22 protein-coding genes and 2 pseudogenes are annotated in these 18,813 nt (G+C 51.1%); 17 read left to right on the top strand and 7 right to left on the bottom strand.

The window, feature by feature from the left end:
• The first annotated feature begins 13 nt into the window (after positions 1-13).
• From flhF to OEL83_13085, 17 genes are all read left to right on the top strand, one after another.
• Positions 14-1,321 (top strand): flagellar biosynthesis protein FlhF, encoded by a 1,308-nt coding sequence (gene flhF / locus OEL83_13005; protein MDK9707961.1) that lies wholly within the window; start codon positions 14-16, stop codon positions 1,319-1,321.
• Positions 1,314-2,213 (top strand): MinD/ParA family protein, encoded by a 900-nt coding sequence (locus tag OEL83_13010; protein MDK9707962.1) that lies wholly within the window; start codon positions 1,314-1,316, stop codon positions 2,211-2,213. Before flhF ends, OEL83_13010 begins: the two co-directional genes overlap by 8 nt.
• 9 nt (positions 2,214-2,222) lie before the next feature.
• Positions 2,223-2,951 carry a FliA/WhiG family RNA polymerase sigma factor gene (locus OEL83_13015; GenBank protein MDK9707963.1) on the top strand — a complete coding sequence of 243 codons (729 nt, stop codon included), beginning with the start codon at positions 2,223-2,225 and terminating at the stop codon, positions 2,949-2,951.
• A gap of 54 nt (positions 2,952-3,005) precedes the next feature.
• Positions 3,006-3,425 (top strand): hypothetical protein, encoded by a 420-nt coding sequence (locus OEL83_13020; GenBank protein MDK9707964.1) that lies wholly within the window; start codon positions 3,006-3,008, stop codon positions 3,423-3,425.
• A 105-nt stretch (positions 3,426-3,530) separates the two neighbouring features.
• On the top strand, positions 3,531-4,280 hold the full coding sequence (gene flgF, locus OEL83_13025; protein ID MDK9707965.1) for a flagellar basal-body rod protein FlgF: 750 nt from the start codon (positions 3,531-3,533) through the stop codon (positions 4,278-4,280).
• Between the two features lie 40 nt (positions 4,281-4,320).
• Positions 4,321-5,106, top strand: a complete 786-nt coding sequence (gene flgG, locus OEL83_13030; protein MDK9707966.1) for a flagellar basal-body rod protein FlgG — start codon at positions 4,321-4,323, stop codon at positions 5,104-5,106.
• The gene (gene flgA / locus OEL83_13035) at positions 5,106-6,056 is read left to right on the top strand and encodes a flagellar basal body P-ring formation chaperone FlgA (GenBank protein ID MDK9707967.1); all 951 of its coding nucleotides are present in this window, start codon (positions 5,106-5,108) and stop codon (positions 6,054-6,056) included. The genes flgG and flgA overlap by 1 nt, the downstream gene beginning before the upstream one ends.
• Before the next feature lies 1 nt (position 6,057).
• The gene (locus OEL83_13040; protein ID MDK9707968.1) at positions 6,058-6,747 is read left to right on the top strand and encodes a flagellar basal body L-ring protein FlgH; all 690 of its coding nucleotides are present in this window, start codon (positions 6,058-6,060) and stop codon (positions 6,745-6,747) included.
• A 54-nt stretch (positions 6,748-6,801) separates the two neighbouring features.
• Complete coding sequence (locus OEL83_13045) at positions 6,802-7,914, top strand: flagellar basal body P-ring protein FlgI (GenBank protein MDK9707969.1); 1,113 nt, start codon at positions 6,802-6,804, stop codon at positions 7,912-7,914.
• Positions 7,915-7,932: 18 nt separating this feature from the next.
• Positions 7,933-8,250: a rod-binding protein gene (locus tag OEL83_13050; protein ID MDK9707970.1), complete on the top strand. Its 318-nt coding sequence runs from the start codon at positions 7,933-7,935 to the stop codon at positions 8,248-8,250.
• Between the two features lie 320 nt (positions 8,251-8,570).
• Complete coding sequence (locus tag OEL83_13055; GenBank protein ID MDK9707971.1) at positions 8,571-9,149, top strand: hypothetical protein; 579 nt, start codon at positions 8,571-8,573, stop codon at positions 9,147-9,149.
• A gap of 14 nt (positions 9,150-9,163) precedes the next feature.
• Positions 9,164-9,451 (top strand): flagellar biosynthesis anti-sigma factor FlgM, encoded by a 288-nt coding sequence (flgM, locus tag OEL83_13060; GenBank protein MDK9707972.1) that lies wholly within the window; start codon positions 9,164-9,166, stop codon positions 9,449-9,451.
• 1 nt (position 9,452) lies between these two features.
• Complete coding sequence (locus OEL83_13065; protein MDK9707973.1) at positions 9,453-9,806, top strand: flagellar protein FlgN; 354 nt, start codon at positions 9,453-9,455, stop codon at positions 9,804-9,806.
• A gap of 1 nt (position 9,807) precedes the next feature.
• Entirely contained in the window at positions 9,808-11,256 is a 1,449-nt protein-coding gene (flgK, locus tag OEL83_13070; protein MDK9707974.1) for a flagellar hook-associated protein FlgK, read from the top strand.
• Positions 11,257-11,278: 22 nt separating this feature from the next.
• Positions 11,279-12,931 (top strand): flagellar hook-associated protein FlgL, encoded by a 1,653-nt coding sequence (flgL, locus tag OEL83_13075; GenBank protein ID MDK9707975.1) that lies wholly within the window; start codon positions 11,279-11,281, stop codon positions 12,929-12,931.
• Positions 12,932-13,129: 198 nt separating this feature from the next.
• Complete coding sequence (gene csrA, locus OEL83_13080; GenBank protein ID MDK9707976.1) at positions 13,130-13,372, top strand: carbon storage regulator CsrA; 243 nt, start codon at positions 13,130-13,132, stop codon at positions 13,370-13,372.
• Positions 13,369-13,788, top strand: coding sequence for a flagellar assembly protein FliW (locus tag OEL83_13085; protein ID MDK9707977.1), 420 nt, complete (start codon positions 13,369-13,371; stop codon positions 13,786-13,788). The genes csrA and OEL83_13085 overlap by 4 nt, the downstream gene beginning before the upstream one ends.
• A 62-nt stretch (positions 13,789-13,850) precedes the next feature.
• Here the strand turns inward: OEL83_13085 and OEL83_13090 are convergent, their stop codons facing one another.
• The 7 genes and pseudogenes from OEL83_13090 to OEL83_13120 form a co-directional block, all read right to left on the bottom strand.
• A complete protein-coding gene (locus tag OEL83_13090; GenBank protein MDK9707978.1) occupies positions 13,851-14,168 on the bottom strand; it encodes a hypothetical protein in 318 nt (105 codons plus the stop codon).
• Positions 14,169-14,218: 50 nt separating this feature from the next.
• Positions 14,219-14,641 carry a hypothetical protein gene (locus OEL83_13095; GenBank protein ID MDK9707979.1) on the bottom strand — a complete coding sequence of 141 codons (423 nt, stop codon included), beginning with the start codon at positions 14,639-14,641 and terminating at the stop codon, positions 14,219-14,221.
• A 10-nt stretch (positions 14,642-14,651) separates the two neighbouring features.
• Entirely contained in the window at positions 14,652-15,122 is a 471-nt protein-coding gene (gene fliS, locus OEL83_13100; protein MDK9707980.1) for a flagellar export chaperone FliS, read from the bottom strand.
• A 2-nt stretch (positions 15,123-15,124) separates the two neighbouring features.
• On the bottom strand, positions 15,125-16,567 hold the full coding sequence (gene fliD / locus OEL83_13105) for a flagellar filament capping protein FliD (GenBank protein ID MDK9707981.1): 1,443 nt from the start codon (positions 16,565-16,567) through the stop codon (positions 15,125-15,127).
• 59 nt (positions 16,568-16,626) lie between these two features.
• A complete protein-coding gene (locus tag OEL83_13110) occupies positions 16,627-16,986 on the bottom strand; it encodes a flagellar protein FlaG (GenBank protein ID MDK9707982.1) in 360 nt (119 codons plus the stop codon).
• Positions 16,987-17,077: 91 nt separating this feature from the next.
• Positions 17,078-17,344 (bottom strand): annotated as a pseudogene (locus OEL83_13115) (flagellin).
• Positions 17,345-18,187: 843 nt separating this feature from the next.
• Positions 18,188-18,604: pseudogene (locus OEL83_13120) on the bottom strand (flagellin).
• Positions 18,605-18,813 lie beyond the last annotated feature (209 nt).

Here is an 18,813-nt window from a genome sequence, read left to right on the forward strand (position 1 = left end):
TGAAGCAGTAGACATGGCATCTGCGCTGAAAATGGTCAAACAGGAGCTGGGCCCCGAGGCCCTGATACTCTCGACAAGGACCATCCGCAACGGCAAGCTTGGCCTAATGGGCAAACCCATGCTTGAGATCACCGCAGCCATCGACTCTGATTTCCCCAAAGAAACAGCCGGAGCAAAAGCCCACCAAACCTCCAGGCAACGAGAATCGACGAATGGCCAAAAGATACATACCAACCGCTTCCGCCATGTAGTCGATGACCCGGTTTCTGAATTTCTCCATCAGAAAGCCGCTGCCCCGGCGCCATTCGTCGCTCCTGACCGTAAGCAAGAAAGCACTTATGCCCCCCCGGAGGATACCCGGCAATCAGATCTGCAAAACGAAGTCAATGAGCTGAAGGACTTGGTAAAAAACCTGGCCGGCAAGATCTCGCAAATTGCCGATAAAGAAGAATCGGCGACCACCGGCCGGCAATTAAAGGTTAGAGAGAGCGACTTCGCCAATCGCTTCAACGCAACTACCGTGCATGGCGACCATGTCCTTTCTCTGCTTGTCGAACGAGGAATAAACGTCGAAACATCAAGGACTATTGCGGGATTTCTCAGGGAAAGCCTTACCGAACAGGAACTGAGCAGCCCGGAACGGGTCCAGGCGGCAATCAAGGGCACCATCGAAGATCTTATTCAGGTCAGCCCTCCGCCCTTCTCCACCAGGAACGTTCAACAGCGTATTGCCCTGGTTGGCCCGACCGGAGTCGGCAAGACCACAACCCTTGCCAAGATCGCCGCATCGTATCTGAGCAGATACTCCAATTCCATCGCTCTTATCACCATCGACACCTACCGTATCGCTGCGGTTGAGCAACTGAAGGTCTACGGAGAGATTATGCATCTGCCGGTCGATGTGGTCATAACCGCGGAACAATTGGAGAAAGCCATTGCCAGGCATAGCGACAAGGAACTCATCCTCATCGATACCGCCGGCCGCAGCCCTCGCGATAGCTACTGCATCGATGAGCTGGCCTCCTTTCTCAAGCCTGAGCTGAACATTGACAAGCATCTGGTACTGTCAGCCACCACCCGGGAGTATGAGCTTCTTGATGCTATTGCTCGTTTCCAAGGCCTCGGTGTCACCCATACAATTTTTACCAAGATTGATGAGTGCGCCAATCTTGGAATATTGCTTAATGTTCAGATACAAAATGCCAATCCCCTGTCGTTTTTCGCCAACGGCCAACGGGTTCCGGAAGACCTGCTTGTGGCGAGTCCACAGATTGCCGCAGAACTGATCATGTCTCCAAAGGAAGGATCAATGCATGACTAATATCTCCCGCCCGGCGGCCGATCAGGCCAAGACCCTCCGGGATCTCAACACCACTCGCCCCGGCCAGGTACAGCAAAAAGACGATCAGCCCACCAGCGTCTACGCAATCACCAGCGGCAAGGGTGGCGTCGGCAAAACCGCCTTGGTCGCCAACCTGGCCTACGTCCTCGCCTCGATGGGCAAGCGGGTGCTTATCCTCGATGCCGATCTCGGTCTGGCTAATATCGATGTTGTCTTCGGTATCTCGCCAACCTTTAATCTCAACCATTTCTTTACCGGCGAACAGGATCTGCAAACGATCATGGTCGAGGGACCGATGGGAATCAAGATCCTTCCTGCCGGCTCGGGTATCCAAAATTTTACCAACCTCAATTCGCAACAGAAGATGCGCCTTCTCGACGGTCTCGATGCCATGCAGAACCACTTTGATTTTGTTCTGATCGATACCGAGGCGGGTATTTCTGAAAATGTTACTTATTTTAATACTGCGGCCCAGGAGATACTGGTCATCACCACACCCGATCCGACGGCAATTACAGATGCCTACGCCTTGATGAAACTGCTGTCGACGCAGTATCATGAGAAGAACTTTAATTTGGTGGTCAACCAGATAGAGACTGAAGAGGACGCCCTTGATGTCTACCGGAAATTGACCATGGTTGCCAATAGATATCTTGATATTTCAATAGATTATTTGGGTTCAATCCCGGCCGACAGGCAGATGGTCGAGTCAATTCGCAAACAAAAGGTTATCAGCGAACTCTATCCGGGATCAAAAATCACCCAGGCATTTCGCCAGCTGGCCGGTCGCATCTGTTCCGAGCCAACCCAGGCCTCGCCAAAGGGTAATCTCCAGTTCTTCTGGAAAAAGTTGCTGCATATGGGGGGATAGGAGAGGCCCATGCTCTACAATCATACTCCTCAAATCGAAAACCGCACCCAGCTCATCCACGATCACCTATATCTGGTTGATATAATTTCCCGGAGGATGGTGACCCAGGTTCCTTCCTTTATGAACCGGGATGACATCAAAAGTGCCGGAATGCTTGGACTTCTTGATGCAGCAAACAAGTTCGACGCCAGCAAGAATATCCTTTTCAAGACCTTTGCGGAATACCGGATCCGTGGCGCAATCCTCGATGAAATGCGCAAACTCGACTGGTTTTCCAGATCACTTCGCGACAAGCAGAACAAGATCGGCAAAACCGTCAGCGACCTGGAACTGAAGCTGGGCCGTGATCCGGAAGACCACGAAATTGCCAAAGCCATGGATCTTTCCCTGGAAGAGTACCGCTCGGTTCTCGTCGAGGTCAGCCATCTTGGTTGCGTCAGTCTCCATGAAACCCTTGATCATTCTGAAGAAGGCCAATCCTTTCTCGATAACCTCACCGACGAACGGCCTGGCTCCTTGCCCGGGGCAAGGATTGAGGACCAGCAACTGACCACCGCTATTGCCCAGGTTCTTGGTCAGCTCTCAGAAAAGGAACGATTGGTAATTTCTCTTTATTACTACGAAGAGCTTACCCAAAAAGAAATTGCCGAGGCCATGGAGCTTTCCGAAGGCCGGGTAAGCCAATTGCACAGCCAGGCCCTGATCAAGTTGAAATCCAAATTGGATACTCGGCTATAGTTCCATTTCCAAATCAAGATCCCCGCATCTTTCCCCAACCCAGGAGGCATCACTGTGGAATTGAACTTTTTTTTCTATCTTTTCGTGGTCGCCATGGTGTTGTTTTTGGGCGCAGTACTCAAGGCCTTTGCCCTGAAAAAAGAAAATACCCTTCTGGCCGAACAACTCACCGAAACGTCAATTTCCCTCGAACGAACCCGGCAAAACTTCCTGCGTCTCCAGGAAAGCCATGAGAAAATCGGTAACTTCCAGAACAGCATGGGCGAGGCTGAGCTGACGACAAAACTGCAAAAACCGCGTCTTGCCCATATCCATACCCCGGAGATGTCTCGCAACACCCCGGAACGATATAGCTATATCCACTCACTTGCCGAAAAAGGCCTGTCCGTTGAAGAAATTGCCCAGGTACTGACAATCTCTACCCATGAGGCCAATCAGGTAATGACTTTGGCAAAAATTGCCCAAGGAAATTAAAAGGATAAAGTTGCCTCCGAAGGGTTAAGTTTTGCCCGCCGGAAACCGATAAGAAGTGCAACAACAAGAGATTCATCCCCCCTTTTAGGGTGTCAGGAGAAGAATATGGTATCCGGAAAATACAGCGCCCTATCCGGGGCGATAGCAAGAGAACAGGCGATCAGCAATATCAGCAACAATCTTGCGAACATCAGTACCAGCGGCTATCGCCGGTCGCAGGTCAGTTTTGAAGCCATACTCCGCGGCGAAAAGCAGACACAAGAAGCACGAGGGATCAATTACAGCCGGGTCCGCCAAAATTTCAGCGATTTTTCCAGCGGCCCGATTCGACAAACCGATGACCCCCTCAACTTTGCCATACACGGCGATGGTTTTTTCAAGGTTCAGGGCGCAAACGGCCCGCTATATACCAGACGCGGTGATTTCATGATTAATGCCCAAGGCCTGCTCATGACCAGTAACGGCCTGCCAGTGCTTGATGAGGCCAATGGCCAAATCACCATCCCTGATACCGATACCAGCCGGATAGCCGTTGGGGATGACGGCACGATCTTTACCCTCGGCCCACAGGGGGCACGTTCGGAGGTCGGCAAAGTTGCAATCGCCGAGATTGCCGACAAAAAACAACTGAAACGTGAATCCGATACCGCCTTTTCCCTGGCCCAGGGCGGCACTGAACAACCAAGCACGACCGCCCGGTTGATCCAGGGTAGCCTTGAACAGTCAAACATCAACATGTCCTCGGAATTGACCCAGATGATTGATAGTTACCGTGCCTTTGAGACCTACCATAAGGTACTGAAAAGTTACTCGGCAATCAGCGAGACGCAAGATGACCTCGGCACCCTCGGCTAAGCCTGAGACGACAGACATTTAACCTGCAAAAGGAACTCCAATGATCCGTTCACTTTGGACCGGCACGACCGGCATGCACAGTCAGCAACTCAATATCGACGTTATCTCCAACAACCTCGCCAACGTCAGCACTAACGGCTTTAAAAAGAGCAGAGCCGATTTCCAGGACCTTCTTTACCAGACGATGAAGGTACCCGGCAGCCAAAGTTCCGCCGATACTGAATCGCCAACCGGCATTCTGGTAGGTCTTGGCGTCAGGCCTGCAGCCGTGTCGAAGGTATTCTCCCAGGGAGATCTTATCCAGACCTTAAACGAGCTCGACGTGGCCATCGAAGGTGAAGGTTTTATCCAGGTTAGCATGCCGAACGGCAACACCGGTTATACCCGCTGCGGCGCCCTGAAGCGCGACAGCAACGGCCGGCTGACCACCTCCGATGGCTATCCGATTCTCCCAGCGATAACACTTCCCGATGGTTCTCGGCAGATTACCATCAGTGACAGCGGCATCGTCAGCGCCATAATCGGCGCCGATACGGTCTCAACAGAAATCGGTACCATCGAGCTGGCAAGTTTTACCAATAACAGCGGCCTATCCGCCATCGGCAAGAACCTTTTTGCCGAAACCGCCGCCTCCGGAACCCCGCAAACCGGGGTTCCCGGCAGCGACGGCTACGGCACATTGCTGCAAACCTACCTGGAGGGTTCCAACGTTAATATCGTCGAGGAACTGGCCAGTATGATCACCACCCAGAGGGCTTATGAAATCAACTCAAAGACCATTCAAACCTCTGATGAGATGATGCAAACAACCAACAACCTGATCTAATGATGATCCGATTTCTGCTCATAATGGTGCTCTTTTTCTCTTCGGCACGTGTTGCTCCGGCGCTTGAGATCACCTTCAACAAAAGGGCCCAAGTCACCGATTCGGTTATCCGACTAGGTGATGTGGCGACCTTTGACGAGCAGACTTCTCTGACGGAGGCCTTAGCCACCCAGCCGATCGGCCAGGCGCCACCACCAGGAGAATCCCTCTTTCTTCGCGCCCAAAATATCAAACAGGGTTTTGCCTCAAATCATTCTCTGCCAGGCGACACCTCCTGGGGGGGATCGGGAACTATCAGTGTCAGCCGAGAAGGTGTCATTATTTCGCCCGATCGGATTAAGGAAATTATTGCCGAGTTTATTGAGGCCAATAAGAAAAACCTGCCAAAGGCTGAAATCCAGTTTATCGCCCAATCCCTGCCCCTGCCCTTTACCATCCCCAAGGGCAACCTTGACTATGAGGTCATACCGTCCAACCCTGCGATTTTAGGCAGTTCCAGTATGGCGATTATCTTTAAGGTCGACGACAAGGTAGTGAGAAACATGTCAGTCCGGGGCAAAATCGAGGCTCTCGCCGAAGTCGTTACCGCCTCGGAACCACTGAAAAAGGGCCTCATCCTCCGTCCGCAACACCTGAAAATGGCCACCATGAACATAGGTGAAAATGCCAATACTGCACTTTCCCCGGATGAAGTTGTCGGCATGCAGCTCGTAAGACCATTAGCTGCCGGCAGCCCGATAGCCACCTCCATGATTGAGGCCCTGCCGATTATTAAACGCGGCCAAAAGGTCAGGATTATTGTGACATCCGGGGCGCTGCACCTTACGGCAACCGGCTTTGCCCACAATGACGGCAAACTTGACGAGATGATTAAGGTGCAAAATCTCAACTCCAATAAAACCATTTATGGCCGCGTTGCAGCGCCAGGCACGGTGGAGGTCATTTTGTGATATGAAAAATCTTCTTTTATCCCTGGCAGCGCTCTTGTTTCTTAGCTCCTGCGCCCTACCGGAAAAACCTCCGATGGCGATTCGTGAACCGCTTGAGGAGATCGAGCCGCCGGTAGTCGAAAGCAACGAGCCCGGATCATTGTGGCGGGAGAGCAACCATTCGATGTTTGCCGACCGCAAAGGCCGGGATGTCGGCGATATCGTCACGGTAATCATCTCCGAAAAGGCCAGCGCCTCCAAGGAAGCAACCACCTCGACAAAACGCACCAGCAATATGTCGGCCTCTATTCCCAATTTCTTCGGTTTGGAGAATGACAAGATTTGGGCCAAAAGCCACAACCCTATTGATATCCAGAATCTGGTGAATGCCGATTTTGCCAACGGTTTTGACGGCAACGGCACCACCACCCGCAAAGAGGATCTGAGTGCCTTTCTCACCACCCAGGTGGTCGGTCGCTACCCCAACGGCCAACTGAAGATCCGCGGCGGCAAGGAGGTTATGGTCAACAACGAGGTGCAGATCATCTATCTGACCGGCATTGTCAGACCGGTGGACATCACCTCCGACAATACCGTCAACTCCACGAAGATTCTCAATGCCCGGATCAGCTATACCGGCAAAGGCGCAATCAGCGACAAACAGGAACCCGGCTGGGCAATGCGCATGCTTGATTATGTCTGGCCGTTCTGATGGATCGGTTGCAGGAATAACGATTAGAAATCAAATGATATCTCGGTGTACGGCATGAAAACTCTCCTTGCCCTGATCATGACATTTTTCCTCTGTGCCCCTCCCCTTGCTGACGCAGCCAGGGTGAAGGATCTGGCGCAGCTGCACGGCGTTCGCAACAACCAGCTCCTAGGCTACGGCCTGATCACCGGCCTGAACGGCACCGGCGATGACATGAAGAAGTCGGTCTTCACCCTCCAGGCCGTATACAATATGATGACCAGACACGGCATCACCATCAACCCCGACAGCATGAACGACATCAAGGTCAAAAACGTTGCCGCGGTCATGGTTACCGCCACCCTGCCGCCCTTTGCCAAATCCGGGTCGACTATCGATATCCAGGTCTCGTCAATGGGTGACTCAAAAAGCCTTGCCGGCGGCACCCTGCTCATGACCCCGCTGGTCGGGCCGGACGGCAACGTCTACGCTGTCGCCCAGGGCTCACTGTCGACCGGCTCCTTTGCCTTTGGCGGCAAGGCGGCGCAGGTGCAAAAAAACCATCCAACCGTCGGCAGCATCTCCGGCGGGGCAATCATCGAGCGTTCTTTGACCAGTGATCTCGGTGCCGGCGGCCGGCTGGAATATCAGCTGCGCAATGCCGACTTTACCACTACCGCCAACATGGCAGAAACAATCAATAAAAGTTTTGGCCCGGGCACCGCCTTCGCCGATCCTTCCGGCACTGTAAAAGTGGCGATTCCTGAGCAATTCAAAGAAGATGTCGTGACTTTTGTAGCGGCGGTCGAGGTACTTGAGGTCGAGACCGATGCCCCGGCACGGGTGGTAGTCAATGAGCGGACCGGAACCATCGTCATGGGCCGGGACGTTCGATTGTCGACTGTTGCCGTATCCCATGGCAACCTGAGCCTTATTATCCGTGATGACGCCACTGTTTCCCAGCCCAATCCCTTAGCTGAAGGACAAACCGTCATCACCCCGAAAACCAAGGCAACGGTTGTTGAAGAAGATGGACAGCTTGTGCTTCTCGACATGAAAAAGGGTGTGTCGATCGGCGAAATTGCCAATGCCCTCAACGCCATCGGCGCGACCCCCAGGGACCTCATTGCCATCTTCCAGGCGATCAAGGCCTCCGGCTCCCTGCACGGCGAGCTGATTATCCTTTAATCTTACTACAGGAAAACCATGGATTTTCAAATCGATCCCCGCATCACAGCTAGCCGTTCAAGCCAACCGGTCACAGACCGCAAGGCAAAGGATCTGGCTTCCTTAAAAAAATCGAGCCAGGAGTTCGAGGCTATGCTCCTTATGGAGATGCAAAAGGCTATGCGCAAATCGGTAATGGATGGCGGGCTCTTTGAAAAGGACACCGCGTCGGAAATTTTCCGGGATATGCTCGACAGCGAAACGGCGAAGGCCGCCAGCCAGAGCAAAAGTCTTGGCATCGCTGAGGCAATGTACAAACAAATGGCCGCCGTTATCGAAAAGAAAAAACAGCCTTGACCAGATAACGCCATCGACCTCCCACCGCCTTTCCAACCCATCGGTGGATTCCTTTTTACCTCCCCTTCCCAGGGAAAAGCCACCTTCACGAAATTCATCCTTAAAAAGCAAGAATGAATTTCTAAGGTACTAACCCCTTCTTTACTGGGATAAGTACCTTCACGAAATTCATCCTTAAAAAGCAAGAATGAATTTCTAAGGTACTAAACTTTTCCAGGGCGAGCGCCGATAATAAAAACAAAGAAAGACCGTATCCCGACAGGATACAGACTTAAACACAGTGCACGGAAGCACGGCTCACTTCGCAGGGAGGCAATAAAATGATAGATACCAGCAACATAAGCGCATACCAGCCGGCGATCAACACCCCCAGTCGTCAAGCAGGAAATATAGCCACATACCAGCAGAGCGGTCAGCTCAGGCAACAGGAGAGCTTTAATCTGACGACGGATACGGTCACTCTCTCCTATAGTACGGAATCAGTGTTGACATATGACAGCTCGATGACCCTGCAAGGCAATCAGGCCGACGGGTTCGATCTGTTGCGCGGCCTGGTAATCAATATCTTGAAGGATCAGGGAATCGACGCCAAATTCGTTGCCGACGATGCCGAAATCGATCTCAACACCCTAACTTCGGAAGAAGCCCAAGAGTTGGTTGCGGATGACGGGTATTTTGGAGTAGAAAAAACCTCACAACGTATTTTTGATCTGGCGGTCGGCATAGCCGGCGGTGATCCCGCAAGGCTCGACGCCATTCGGGCGGGGGTGGAGCAAGGATTCCAGGAAGCGTATGATGCCTTTGGCGGCTGGCTTCCCGATATATCGTATGACACCTACGATGCAGTTATGAAAAAACTGGATGACTGGGCAGGAGTTGAATCCAGTCAACAAGCGTAAACACAGGTGACGTCATGAGCGTAGAATTTTTTGGAGTCGGCGGTCCGGGACAAATCGGCAGTCTGAAAAAGTCGCAGAATATTAAAGGCGACAAGAAGATTGAAGGTGGGGGAGAAGACAAAGTACAGTTTTCCTCAGTACTTCAGGATGTTCATCGGGCACAGTCGGCAACGGCCAGTGGCGATGTGGAGCGGGCTGCACGAGTGAAAGAGTTGCAAGCTCAGATCAAGGATGGCTCATACCAGCCGGATCTGCAAAAAGTCTCCGCCTCATTGTTACAATTCTTAGTTGAGAATAGATAACATGGAAACCAAGACCACACACGACTATCTCGTCCGCCTCCGCGACGTCATTCTTCAGGAAAGAGAGTGCGCCAAGGCTCTTGACATGCAGGGGATGATTGAGGCCATGCAAGCGAAGGAAGATATCGTCAAGGTGCTGGCCCACGTCAAGGTTATCGACGAGCAGGACAAACCAATCGCCGCCCAGATCCGCTCAGAAAATCGCCGCAACGCCTTTCTCTTTAAATCGACTCTCGGATGGATCAGACAAACAATGGAGTTTTTTGGCCAGAAAACCGTGACCTCAACCTATTCTGCCCACGGCTACTCGGTTGCGTCCCAGGTCAATGGCCGCCTCCTCTCAGGGAGGATCTGAAATGGCAGGTCTACTTAATGCACTCAACGCCGGCAAAACCTCTCTTGAAGTCAATCAGAAATCGATAGAGATTACCGGCAACAATATCTCCAATGTCAATACCGAAGGGTACTCACGGCAAAAGGCCGAGTTTCAGACCTATCCGGCGATGAACTTCGGAAATTTCTTTATCGGCCAGGGAGTGAAAATTTCCAACGTCAGCCGCGATCATGATGTATTCATCGACAAGCAGATCGAACGAAAGGCAAACGACTTTGGATACCAAGACGCATTAACCAGGCCTCTTTCAGAACTTGAACGCGTTTTCAACGTCACTGAAGACAATATCTCCACCGATATCGATGTTTTTTTTGATTCTCTGCAGGAATTGTCAGCCGACCCGAGCGACCTCGTGCAAAGAAACAATGTCATTCTCCAAGGGGAAGTGCTGTCAACCAGTTTCAATAACGCCATTAATGACCTCAACGCCATCACCGGGAATATCAATGATACGCTCCTTTCCAAACTTGATGAGGTAAATTCCCAAATACGGGAAATTGCCGACCTTAATGAACGCATTTTCACTATTGAGATTTCCGGTCAATCAGCAAATAGCCCGAGAGACCAGCGGGATGCGGTTGCCAAGGAATTAGCGAAAACCCTTGGTGCACAAACCACCGAGGATGCGAATGGCATGTTAGCAGTGACCCTTCCCGGCGGCTTACCGCTGGTGCAAGGCATTCTGCCGATGTCCATCTCCGGCGAGGTGATAGGATCGGATCTTACCCTTCAACTCCACGCAGGCGGGGTTACCAGGGATCTCAATGCCCGGAACCTAGGAGGAGCTTTTCAAGGACTAATGAGCGTCCGCGACACCTTAATCCCGGAACTGGCCGGAGAACTGGATAAGCTTGCCTATGAACTGAGCGTACAGGTAAACCTGCAGCATCAGGCCGGCGGAGCACTCGATTCAAGTACCGGGAATCTGTTATTTAACATGCCGCCCAATTACGTCGCATCTCCTCCCGGCCCGGCACCGACCGCGGCAGAATACGCCGGCGCTGCACGACACATCGCTGTCGTTATAACCGATCCGGCAAAGATCGCCGCAGGAGCTGCCCCCGATCCGGGCCCACCACCAGGCATAGTGGCCCCTGGCGACAACAGGAATGCCCTCATTCTTTCCAACATCGGTGATAATTACTTGATCAATGGCGTCGACAGTTTCACTTCACTTTACGGCAAAATTACCGCAAAAGTTGGTGTTGAAAGCAATCAAAATCAATTATCCCTGAAGGGCGCCGAAGACGCCATGAATCAACTGGAGAATTTCCGAGATGGCTTAGTCGGCGTATCCCTTGAGGAAGAGATGATCAGTCTCATTCAATACCAGAGAGGCTTTGAATCATCCGCCAAGTTTCTCTCTACAGTCGATGAGATGATGTCGACGATTATAGAGTTACGAAGATAGTCTTGTTTAAGGATGGTGTATTATGAAAGTTACCGAAAATTCGACCTACCGGTTGATGCAGACCAACCTCGACCGAATCACCAATGACCTTGCGGAACTCCGTAATCAAGGCGCAACCGGCCTCATCCTTAATAAGCCTTCGGATGATCCCGGTGCTATTCGGCCGGTGCTCACCACCAGATCACAATTAATGCAAAACGACCGGTATCTCGAAACCATGGGACAGGCCGGCGATAAGATGGCGGCTGCCGACGGTCAACTTGCCCAGGTTGAAAACGTCATGGTCCGGGCTAAAGAAATTACCATCAATGCCATCAATGGTGCGCTGAGCACAACCGATCTCGCAACCCTTGCCGATGAAATTGCCCAATTGCGCCAGCAATTGCTTGATTCGGCAAATGCAGTAGTCGATGGCAAATACATTTTTGCAGGGTACATGGAAGACACCAAACCATTTTCTGAAAACCCTGCATATGATCCGGCTCTATACGATATAAACGATGTTACTACCTGGCCCTATCTCTATCATGGAGATAACAATCCAACTCGGCTGGAAATAACCCCTGGCGAATTCCTGACAACAAATCTCACCGGCAACGAGCTGTTTATGGGCATTACCAACGCCATTGCCTCAAACGGATCTACCAATCCCTATCAAGGCGAGTCGATGACCTCTGGGCCGATAAGTGTTGGCACACCGGGCGACGATATCACCATTACCACCGCTGCCACACCGCCGGTGGTCACTACTATTCCCGGCACGGCCCTTACCGACACCGACAATAATTACGCCGCAAAGGTGGCCGGTCTTTTCAGCCAGGCCGGGACCGGCCTGATTGGTACGACTAACGCCGCAAGCGTCAATCTCGGGTCCCTGGCATTGAATGATTTCGTCGATACCGAAGATACCTACAGCCTTGATATTACCGCAGGAGGCGCCGCCGTCTCAGTAACCCTGGATGGCCCTTCCGGCAACTATGACTTTACCCTGGCGGGCATGGCTTCGGCCCTTGCCAATACTGCTGGTGTAACCAATCTCACCCAGACAAGCGGCACCCTGTCGAACGGCGTTTCCTACGATATTTCAAGCGGCGCCCTGGTGCTTACCGGTCCGGCCAACGGCTCGGAGATCGAACTCAACGAAACAATCACCGACGGCGTTGTCACCGCGACCCTGCCGACCGGCGGAATTTCCGGTGGCGACCAAACCGCCTACGGCACAATTAATGTTGCCCCCAACTCGTCAACCGGCGTGACCCTGTCCGGAACGGGACTCGCTGATGTTGGGCTGACCGCCGATACCCTGAATGGCGCTTCCGGCAGGATTGACCTCTTTACCATTCTGACACGCACAGAAGAGGCAATCCGGGCCGGCAATTTCAGTGATATCAACGGCCCTGGTGGATCTTTGGCGGTCCAGCTTGAAAACCTGGAGATAGGTGCAAATCAAAACCGGACCCTGCGCAGTTCTCTGGGTGCCAGAGCTACCCGTGTGGAGTCGGCACTCCTGCAGCGCGAAGATGCCCAAATAGACCTCAAACAAATCCTTTCACGCTACCAGGATGCGGATATCATCAAGGTGTATAACGATATTATCCAAAAAGAAAACGCCTTTGAGGCCGCCCTCAATGTTACCGGAAGAGTCTCTAGGATTTCGATTCTTGATTATTTTTAAACATCGATTACTATCGCTTGGTGAAAGGCAGTGCACAGCACTGTTCATCAGCATGAGGAATGGAGAGAGAATACCTCCTGAAATTTCCTTTTTTTCGTGATTGAATGGACTCGGGCGAGGCGTTAAATACCGTCGTCTGTATTCCGGCAAACAACTCGCAACTTCCAGGCGGAACAAGCCGTCATTACGGTGTCAAATATGCTGGTTCTTACCAGGAAACTCGGTGAAGGTATTGTTATCGGCGACGATGTGACAGTCACCATTGTTGAAATGAAGGGGGGCAATGTTCGAATAGGTATTGAAGCCCCGCAAGACATGAAAATCTATCGTCAGGAAGTTTTTGACCGGATTGCCCTGGAAAACAAAGACGCCAGCCAATGGGACATGCATGATCTCGACAGGATCAGCGATAACCTCATCGTACGAAAAGTGAAAAAATGAAAAAGATTGTTACTCGCTTTGGGGAAGTGGAATACGATCCGGAAAATCTCCTCCATTTTCCGGCTGGATTGATCGGTTTGCCGAATCTCCGCCACTTTATCGTCATGCCCAACAAGAAAGAAGGCCCACTTTTTTGGATCCAGAGCGTTGATGACCCGGACATAGCCTTTGTGCTGACCGATCCGACAAACTTTTTTCTCGACTATCTTGTTGAACCGGATCCTTCCGAGCGTCAGAGCTTACATATGGAGGAAGGTGATGAATATTTTGCGCTCAGTGTCGTAACCGTTCCACCAGACCAAAAGATCACCCTGAATCTCGCCGCCCCGATACTCTTTGCGCCCAAATCCAATAGAGCTATTCAGGTGATTTTACAGGGTTCCACGTATTCTTCCCGGACTCCCCTTCCCAAATAATACATGGGCGAGAGAAAGCCCTTCGTTGAGAGTCTTCCGATCAGAATACGTAACAGCTAGGCTTAGCTGTTAATTTTGGACTTGTATTGAAGAATTACTGCGTGGAGAGAATCACAGGCGAGAACTGACTTGTCGAGGGCTCTCTGGAACTCACCGATATAAAAGGTGTCTAGCACCCCCCGCCCGACAAAATCCATAATTGCGAAGAACTGTTCTTTATCTTCGCTCAGCTTCTCCTGCATGGTGCTGAGCTGTTGACAACGCAACCGCACATCACTTGGGGTCAGAGTAGGAATTTCCTTCACCAGGTTCGTTGCAGTGAGAGTCAACATACTGAGTTGCTCTATAGTATCGTTAAAATACCATTCAACGGAATGCATCTGCTGCTCCTTCCCTGGAGACTTATCGGAGGTTATTCCCGGAAAATTCTTCAGGATGTGCTATCAACTATCCTGCCGGCACTGGCTTGCTGTGATTTGTACCCGTAATGGGCAGTCTTGCCAAGGCGCAGGGCACCCAGTTCATGGGCAAGAAGGGATTTTATCCCCATCGCCTTCTTCTGAACATTGCTGTTCAAACGAAGAATCTCCGCAATAACTTTTTCTCGTTCAACCATGAGTGGCTGAATGATAGTAGACTCCGCTGATTCCTTGTCAAAATGTGCGAGAAATGTTTTATCGGCATCAACGGCTTGAATCTGGAGCGTACCGAGTATCTCTGTCATGCTTTGCAGCCGGGTATCGGAGGCAATCCCAATTTCCCGGTCCATTTCCACAAGAAAACCAAGAATATTTTGGTAGTTACGAATAGAGGTAGCAAGCGCCGAGGCAAGTGCCTGAGTATCAGCGGGCATCACTGTTGCCTCAGCGGGATATCGACAAAGGTGCATAGTTTGCCGGAACTCCAGACCGGTAATGTTCTGCTGCCTGCTCAATCATTTTTTCCGCCGGCACAACCTGTTGTTTATTGAGCTCCACAGCCTCTCCCCAGGTTGCGCGCAAATCCACAAGCAATTTCTCAACCGCCTGTAACTTCTCAACATCTTTCTGAAGATTGGCAAGAGTGAGTTCGCGAATCATGAAACTGTAGAGTGCATCCAAATTCTCGGCGATTTCCCCACCAATGTCGTGATTAAGAGAATTTGCGAATTCGGTGATAATCGCCATGGATTTTTTGATACCAAGGTGCACGGCTTTCATGTCATCTTTTTCAATGCCTTGAATAGCCTGCCGAGTAAAACGTATCGCGCCATCGTAGAGCATCAGGAGGATCTGCTCAGGAGATGCAGTTAATATATGATTATTCTGATATTGATTAATAGAGTATGGATTCATAGCTATTTTCCTGTACTGAGATTTGACAGCATATCCATCTGCTGGGTCAGATACGAGCTCTGGGAATTAAGGCTGCTCACCAGCAGCTCCATGGCATTGAACTGTGCCCGGATACGAGCCTCAATTTTCTCCATCATCGGTTCCTTCTGAGCTATCTGCAAATCAAGATTTTCTACTACACTGTCGTATCGATCTCGTTTCGTGGCATACATACCCTCAGTTGAGGAGGTTATCTCCAGCAGTTGGGTATTGAATTTTTTCATAACTCCGTCAATCGCTTCCTCACCAGCCAACAGCTTCACGACATCGTCGAACTTTGATTGCAGAGCTGTCTCTAACTTAGCGCTATTTTGCAGGAGTGTCCCGTCTGCCTGGGTGGAAAGCCCTATTTCACTGAGAATTTGCAGAGTACCACTCCCAGCAACTGCCTCGCTGAGGGTTGACTGAAGTTTGCGTTTAACATCATTGACCGTCGCATCCCCTCGCAGATAATCGGCCAGGGAGTCTTCTTTGGTATCTGTGTCACTTGTTGTATCAGTCGTATCATCAGCAGTTTCGGTCTTTACTTCATAACCGGAGGCTATCCACTCCATAACGGCATTGTAACTTGATACAAAAGTCGAAATTTTTTCCTTGAGTGCCTCAGTATCCGCAACGACATTCAGGTTGGTAGTCGCGTATACCGGGGGATCGTCACCTGTGGCCGGGGTTATAATCTCACTTACTTTGTTAAGATTGAGTGTCACTCCGGAGATCACCCCAGTGAGGGTATTGCTGTTGCTGACCACCTCGATACCATCAATATAGGCTATAGCCTTCTGAGCAGGACGAACTGTTTCATCCAGATCGATGGCGGCGTTTTGAGCATTGCGTAAATCATAGGTAAGATTAAAGCTTGTAGCAGCATCCTTGCCGGTAAGGACCAGATGGTAATTTCCACCGTCCTTGCCATCATTGATAATTGAGGCGGTGACCCCGGTCTTATCTGTAAGCGAGTTGATCGAGGCAGCCAACCCCTGGAGAGAGTTATTGCTGCTGTCTACCACCACCGCCAAATCACCTATTGCAAAGTATCCAGTGCCGAGTACTGCGGCAGAGTCGGAATCGAAACCAGAAGTGACGGTTTTTTGAACCTGGGCGAGTTGCGTCACGGCGACATTATAGCTGCCAATACCAGCACCGTTGGAAGTCCCGCTGATTGCTTCCTCGGAACTTAACTGAACCTTGGTAGTCCTCACTCTGCTGGTGACACTTAAATCACGCGCCGCATCGCGAAGACTGCCAAGCTTGCTGTTCAGTTGTGCGTAGGCTTTAAGGCGGATGGATTCACTTTCTTTTTTCGCCTCAAGCCGGTCAATCGGCTTTCGCTCAATCGCCATCAAACTCTTGACGAGATCTTCTGTGGGCAGACCTGTGGCAAGGCCACCAAAACTTATCTCTGCCATATCCTACTCCTCGGCTGATTGTGGTGACTAACGTATTGTAATTCGAAACTTAAATTGATTCAGCGAACGGTGTCGACGATCTGCCCGCGCAATTCAGCCAAACTGGCTCTCACCCCAAGAATTTCTTCGGCGGGAACCTGGCGGATAACCTCGTCCGTTTGTGAATCGACAATTTTTACAACCAGCTCATCAAACTCCTGGCTTTTTTCAAAGCGCACGGAGTACAAACCATCCTCGGTGATGGACTTTATCTGGTTGAGCAATTCTTCCGGCTGGATATTCTTCTTGGTGGATGAACCACCAGATTCCAGCTCTGGTTGACCTTTTTTTAACTGTTTGCGACCGGCATCAACATATTCAGCCGCTTTTGGCAGCTGCTGCGTCGGAGTGCCCGTGGTGTTAATGGCTTCAACTTGCATAGCGTTCTCCTTGAAGGGAATTCCCCCTCATCATTCACTTTAACTATCAGCCGGGGGCTGAAACTTCCAGCCCCCGGGTTGAATTAGGGGATTATCCCAAGAGAGACAGGGCAAGCTGCGGTGCCTGGTTGGCTTGTGCCAGGATGGAGACACCAGCCTGTTGCAGAATATTCATTTTTGTCATCGCTGAGGTTTCCATTGCTATGTCAGCATCGAGAATCCGCGAGCGAGCAGCAGAAAGGTTTTCGGCAACGTTGTTCAGGTTACCAATGGTGGATTCAAAACGATTCTGAATCGCGCCGAGGCCACCTCGGATGATGTCAACATCCTCAAGAGCAGCATCAATACTGGCAATAGCTGAAACCGCATCCGCGCGAGTAGCAACCGAGATCTGGTCAACAGTTACTGTTGCGATCGAGGCAACCTCATCCACACCACCAGACAAGGCAATCGTTCCAGCGGCACTTGCAGCAGTCGTTCCGCCAAAATCAACTAAGGCCTGCGCTTCTACAGCACTTGCCGAAGTCATGGCTTCAACGAGGGCAGCCAACTCTGCACCCGTGTCGGCAGCAGCAGACGTCAGAGCCGCAGTAATGGTGATCGTGCTACCGGACACAGCAACAGTGGTTCCATCATCAACACCGCCAGACAGAGCGAGGGTTTCGGCAGCACTTGCGGCACCCGACCCAGCAAAAGTCACCAATGCTTGTGCCTGCAAAGCACTAGCGGTTGTCAAGGCAGAAACAACAGCGGCCAGTTCCGCAGAAGTATCGGTGGCAGCCGCAGTCAGATCAGCGGTGATAGTAATGGTGGTACTTCCGGCCGTGTCGGTAGCTACTGCAACAGTCGTAGCAGCGCTCGCACCTCCAGCAACGACCTCAACAGTAATGTTATTCCCTGCGGCTCCGACATCAACTGCCGTCACAGACAGTGACCCACCAGTAGTATTCGCTGCCTGAACACCAGCAAGACTGGCATCGTCAACAACAACTACTGAAATGTCATTGCCGGCCACACCGGCGGTCTGAGCTGTTGCCGTCAACGAACCGGCAACGTTGCTTGCGGACGCAGCGGTTACTGATACCACAGCAGCCTGAGTCTCACCCAAAGCGGCAGACCGGGCACTATTGATTGAAAAAGAAATAGTCTGGCTTGTACCGGCGTTGGCACCAACCTGGAAGGTTGCATTGGTCATCGTACCGTCAATAACTGCTTTGCCGTTGAACTCGGTAGTTTGAGCAATACGGTCCAGCTCGTTCTTGAGTTGTGAAACCTCATCGTTGAGAGATGTACGATCGCTGTCGGTGTTTGTGTCGTTGGCAGATTGAACGGCCAGCTCACGGATACGCTGCAGGATGTTGGTGCTTTCCTGGAGTGCACCTTCAGCAGTTTGCGCCAGAGAAATACCATCGTTGGCATTTCGTGCAGCCTGATTCAAACCACGAATCTGGGCAGTCATACGGTCGGAAATAGCAAGACCAGCGGCATCGTCCTTGGCGCTGTTGATTCGCAGACCAGACGACAAACGCTGCATTGATTTATTGAGGCTAGCTTGAGAAGTTCCCAGGTTACGTTGGGCGTTGAGAGATGCTACGTTGGTATTAATTGTTAAGGCCATGATAAATCCTCCATGAATTTTTAAAGTGGGCGTCCTTGCCCTGTTTAAACATTTTTAAAGCGTGTTTTTGGGTATGGTATTTTTTCTGTCGCTCCTCCTCCTCTTGCAGTTGTTATTAAGATTACCGTTCGTTGATGCAATATCTGCCTTTTTGTACTTTTGCTTTCAATTCACTCATCGGCAGAGCAAATGAAAACCTTTAATAAAAA

This window comes from Desulforhopalus sp., assembly GCA_030247675.1.
In the GTDB taxonomy this organism is placed as follows: Bacteria; Desulfobacterota; Desulfobulbia; order Desulfobulbales; family Desulfocapsaceae; genus Desulforhopalus_A.

Coding starts and splice junctions, on each gene's coding strand:
- OEL83_13055 (MDK9707971.1), top strand. CDS start 8,571: ATGATAGATACCAGCAACATAAGCGCATACCAGCCGGCGATCAACACC.
- flgL (MDK9707975.1), top strand. CDS start 11,279: ATGAAAGTTACCGAAAATTCGACCTACCGGTTGATGCAGACCAACCTC.
- flgA (MDK9707967.1), top strand. CDS start 5,106: ATGATGATCCGATTTCTGCTCATAATGGTGCTCTTTTTCTCTTCGGCA.
- OEL83_13085 (MDK9707977.1), top strand. CDS start 13,369: ATGAAAAAGATTGTTACTCGCTTTGGGGAAGTGGAATACGATCCGGAA.
- OEL83_13110 (MDK9707982.1), bottom strand. CDS start 16,986: ATGCAAGTTGAAGCCATTAACACCACGGGCACTCCGACGCAGCAGCTG.
- fliD (MDK9707981.1), bottom strand. CDS start 16,567: ATGGCAGAGATAAGTTTTGGTGGCCTTGCCACAGGTCTGCCCACAGAA.
- csrA (MDK9707976.1), top strand. CDS start 13,130: ATGCTGGTTCTTACCAGGAAACTCGGTGAAGGTATTGTTATCGGCGAC.
- OEL83_13050 (MDK9707970.1), top strand. CDS start 7,933: ATGGATTTTCAAATCGATCCCCGCATCACAGCTAGCCGTTCAAGCCAA.
- fliS (MDK9707980.1), bottom strand. CDS start 15,122: ATGAATCCATACTCTATTAATCAATATCAGAATAATCATATATTAACT.
- OEL83_13045 (MDK9707969.1), top strand. CDS start 6,802: ATGAAAACTCTCCTTGCCCTGATCATGACATTTTTCCTCTGTGCCCCT.
- OEL83_13095 (MDK9707979.1), bottom strand. CDS start 14,641: ATGCCCGCTGATACTCAGGCACTTGCCTCGGCGCTTGCTACCTCTATT.
- OEL83_13065 (MDK9707973.1), top strand. CDS start 9,453: ATGGAAACCAAGACCACACACGACTATCTCGTCCGCCTCCGCGACGTC.
- OEL83_13040 (MDK9707968.1), top strand. CDS start 6,058: ATGAAAAATCTTCTTTTATCCCTGGCAGCGCTCTTGTTTCTTAGCTCC.
- flgG (MDK9707966.1), top strand. CDS start 4,321: ATGATCCGTTCACTTTGGACCGGCACGACCGGCATGCACAGTCAGCAA.
- OEL83_13090 (MDK9707978.1), bottom strand. CDS start 14,168: ATGCATTCCGTTGAATGGTATTTTAACGATACTATAGAGCAACTCAGT.
- flgM (MDK9707972.1), top strand. CDS start 9,164: ATGAGCGTAGAATTTTTTGGAGTCGGCGGTCCGGGACAAATCGGCAGT.
- flgK (MDK9707974.1), top strand. CDS start 9,808: ATGGCAGGTCTACTTAATGCACTCAACGCCGGCAAAACCTCTCTTGAA.
- OEL83_13010 (MDK9707962.1), top strand. CDS start 1,314: ATGACTAATATCTCCCGCCCGGCGGCCGATCAGGCCAAGACCCTCCGG.
- flhF (MDK9707961.1), top strand. CDS start 14: ATGGCATCTGCGCTGAAAATGGTCAAACAGGAGCTGGGCCCCGAGGCC.
- OEL83_13015 (MDK9707963.1), top strand. CDS start 2,223: ATGCTCTACAATCATACTCCTCAAATCGAAAACCGCACCCAGCTCATC.
- flgF (MDK9707965.1), top strand. CDS start 3,531: ATGGTATCCGGAAAATACAGCGCCCTATCCGGGGCGATAGCAAGAGAA.